Origin of the sequence: Nocardia sp. NPDC060220 (genome assembly GCF_042727815.1) — a bacterium.
Taxonomy (GTDB): domain Bacteria; phylum Actinomycetota; class Actinomycetes; order Mycobacteriales; family Mycobacteriaceae; genus Nocardia.
In genome coordinates, this window is record NZ_JBHWZY010000788.1 from 1 (window position 1) to 3,248 (window position 3,248).

The 3,248-nt window shown below is 68.3% G+C and carries 4 protein-coding genes; 1 reads left to right on the forward strand and 3 read right to left on the reverse strand.

Features of this window, described 5'->3' with window-relative positions; all coding sequences use genetic code 11:
* The 3 genes from ACFWF3_RS29650 to ACFWF3_RS29660 form a co-directional block, all read right to left on the reverse strand.
* Positions 1-416 (reverse strand): NAD(P)-dependent oxidoreductase (locus ACFWF3_RS29650; protein WP_379316910.1); only part of this gene is annotated, 416 nt, incomplete at its 3' end.
* A complete protein-coding gene (locus tag ACFWF3_RS29655; protein WP_378630328.1) occupies positions 413-1,162 on the reverse strand; it encodes an SDR family oxidoreductase in 750 nt (249 codons plus the stop codon). The genes ACFWF3_RS29650 and ACFWF3_RS29655, both read right to left, overlap by 4 nt.
* Positions 1,163-1,199: 37 nt before the next feature.
* A complete protein-coding gene (locus tag ACFWF3_RS29660; RefSeq protein ID WP_378992733.1) occupies positions 1,200-2,669 on the reverse strand; it encodes an aldehyde dehydrogenase in 1,470 nt (489 codons plus the stop codon).
* A gap of 119 nt (positions 2,670-2,788) precedes the next feature.
* Here ACFWF3_RS29660 and ACFWF3_RS29665 point away from each other — a divergent pair.
* Positions 2,789-3,248, forward strand: a 460-nt coding sequence (locus tag ACFWF3_RS29665; protein WP_379316912.1) for a TetR/AcrR family transcriptional regulator, incomplete at its 3' end; no start/stop codon positions are given.

A 3,248-nucleotide genomic window follows, 5' to 3' on the forward strand; every position in this document is an offset into this window, starting at 1 on the left:
AGGCTCCCCCGGGTCGCGCCGGGTGCGCCACCGCTGACGGGCGCGTCGACGAATTCGACCTCGTGCTCGGCGCACCGGGCAGCCAGCTCCTGCGCCGTCCGGTCACTGATGGTGGAGTGCACGGCGACCACCGTGCCCGGTGCCGCGGTACGCAGAATTCCCGATGGGCCGGTGAGCACCTCGGTCACCTGCGCATCGTCGATGACCGTCACGCAGATGATCCGCGCGTGCGTCGCGACCTGCGCCGGCTCGGCGACCGCACGCGCACCCGCGTCGACGAACGGCTCGATGACCTCCGGCCTGACATCGCAGACCGTGAGCCCGCCCGGCCAGTCCAGCAGCCGCCGCGCGATCGGCGCGCCCATATTGCCCAGTCCGATGAATCCGACCGGGGCGCTGACGGATTCGGTCGTCATCGGATGATCTGCCCGCCGTCGACGTTGAGGATCTGGCCGGTCACCCAGCTCGCCTCGTCCGACAGCAGATACAGGCAGGCGCCGACCAGGTCCTGCGGGGTGCCCATCCGCTTGATCGGGATGCGCTTGACCATGTCCTTGACCATGTTTCCCGGCGTCACGGTCTGGGTGGCCTCGGTATCGATCGGGCCGGGCGCGATGGCGTTCACTCTGATCCGCGAACCACCCAGCTCGGTGGCGAGTTGCTGGGTGAGGCCGTTGATACCGACCTTGGCCAGCCCGTAGAACCCCGAGTACAGCCATGCGGCGGTGGATGATTGGTTGACGATCGAGCCGCCGCCTGCCGCGATCATCGGCTGCCAGACCGCGCGCGTCACATTGAGCGCGCCGTCGAAGTTCACGCCCATGAACTTCTTGTAGTAGTCCCACGGCACGGTGAGCAGCAGATCGAGCTTCATCTCGCCGTAGATGGCCGCGTTGTTGACCAGGTGGTTGATCGCGCCGAACTCGGCGACGGTGAATTCCGCCAGTGCGACAGCGGATTCGGGATCGGCGACATCGACGCGACGGAAGGCGGCGACCCCGCCGTCGGCGACGATCTGCTTGGCCACCTCCTCGCCGCGCTCGGCATTGAGGTCGGCGACAACGACATTGGCGCCTTCGGCGGCCAGTGCGCTCGCGTAGACCGCGCCGATGCCCTGCGCGGCGCCGGTGACGATCGCGGTGCGACCGGTGAAACGTGCCATGGTGTTCAGCTCCTGAGTGTGAATGGGGTCGGTGAGGTCAGGCGGGGGTGGCGATCAGCTTGGTTTCGAGGTATTCCTCGAAACCGGCGACGCCCATCTCCCGGCCGATGCCGGACTGCTTGTAACCGCCGAACGGCGCGTCCGCGTGGTACCAGAGGCCGCCGTTGACGCTCAGGGTCCCGGTGCGTACCCCCGAGACGACCCGGTCGAGCCGGTCGGGGTCGGTGCCCCACACCGAACCCGACAGGCCGTAGGGCGATTCGTTGGCAAGCCGGATCGCGTCGTCGTCGCCGTCGTGTGGAATCACGACGAGCACGGGCCCGAAGATCTCCTCCTGCGCGACGGTCGCGGTGTTGTCGAGTCCGCTGATCAGTGTCGGTTCGATGAAGTACCCGCGTTCCTTGTCCGCGGGCCTGCCGCCGCCGACCTCGATCCGTCCGCCTTCGGTGCGGGCGATCTCGAGATAGCGCTCCACCCGGGCTCGCTGACGCTCGGAAATCACGGGCCCGCAGACGGTTCCCGGGTTGGTCGGGTCACCGGCAGCCAGGCCGCGGAGCGCACCCGCCGCGGCGGTGACCGCGGCGTCGTAGGACTCGCGCGGCACCAGCAGCCGCGTGGTGAGGGCGCACCCCTGGCCCGCGTGGACGGCGACGGTGAACGCGGTGTAGCTCGCGGCGGCAGCGATGTCGGCGTCGTCGAGCACGATCGCAGCGGATTTGCCGCCCAGTTCGAGGAAGGTGCGCTTGAGCGTCGCCGACGCGCCCACCATCACCGAGCGACCGGTCTGGGTCGAGCCGGTGAAGGTGATCATGTCGACCCGCGGATCGAGGACCAGCTGTGCGCCGAGGCCGTGATCGGAGGAGGTGACGATATTGATCACCCCGGCCGGGATGTCGGTGTGCTCGGCGATGAGCGGGCCCAGCACCGCCGCGCACCAGGGTGTGTCCGGAGCGGGCTTGAGCACCACGGTGTTGCCCGCGGCCAGCGCGGGCCCGATCTTGGCCAGGTTGATCTGGTGCGGGAAGTTCCACGGCGTGATGGCGCCGACGACACCGACGGCCTCGCGCCGGATCACCCGGCGACTGGCGATACCCATCAGGTCCCTGGTGCCGAGATCGGTTTCCCACGTGTAGTTCTCGGCCAGGTCGGCGGCGTAGGACAGGTCCGCGATCGGCCCTTCCAGCTGCGGCCCGCTGGTGAGCATGACCGGTGTGCCGACCTCGGCGATCGTGATCGCCCGCAGTTCCTCGAGGTGCTCGCCCAGTACGTCGCGCAGCTGGCGCAGGCAGTGCGCGCGGAACTTCGGGTCGCGTGACCACTGCGTCTCGTCGAAGGCGGTGCGCGCCGCGGCGATGGCCGCCTCCATGTCGGCGCCGGAGGCGTCGGCGGCGTAGCCGAGCACCTCCTCGGTGGCGGGATTGATGGTCGCGAAGACACCGGAGCCACCCGGGATCAACTTGCCGCCGATCAACAGTGGTGTGCCTTCGGCGGGGACGAGGCCGTTCATAGCGAGGCTCCGATACGTGTCTGGACAGGTGTACGGAATATAGTTCGGTTTATCGATCAGACGCAAGGCCATGGCTCGTTCATTGGTCCGTACACCAGGCTGTAGTACCATCCAGACACATGTCCGAAATCGCGCCTACCGGCATCGAAGCAACTCGACGACGCTTGACCGAAAAGCAGGCCGATACGGTGGACCGCCTGACCGTCGCCGCCGTCGATGTGCTGTCGCGCGAGGGCTATTCGGGGACGACGATCCGGCTCGTCGCCGCGTCGGCGGGCGTCGGCACCGCCACCGCCTACACGTATTTCTCCTCCAAGGAACACTTGATCTCCGAGGTGTTCTGGCGGCGATTGGTCGCCATGCCACCGCTGGAGACCGGCGAGGCCGACCAGACCGCGCGCGTGGTCGCCGTTCTTCGCCAGGTCTCGATGCTGGTGGCCGATGAACCCGCACTGGCCGGGGCGGTCAGCAGCGCCATGCTCGGCGATGATCCCGACGTGCGGCACCTCCGCGTGCGCATCGGGCGCGAGATCCGCCACCGGCTCGGCGACGCCCTCGGCACCAAGGATCCAGAGAGCC

Coding starts and splice junctions, on each gene's coding strand:
- ACFWF3_RS29655 (WP_378630328.1), bottom strand. CDS start 1,162: ATGGCACGTTTCACCGGTCGCACCGCGATCGTCACCGGCGCCGCGCAG.
- ACFWF3_RS29660 (WP_378992733.1), bottom strand. CDS start 2,669: ATGAACGGCCTCGTCCCCGCCGAAGGCACACCACTGTTGATCGGCGGC.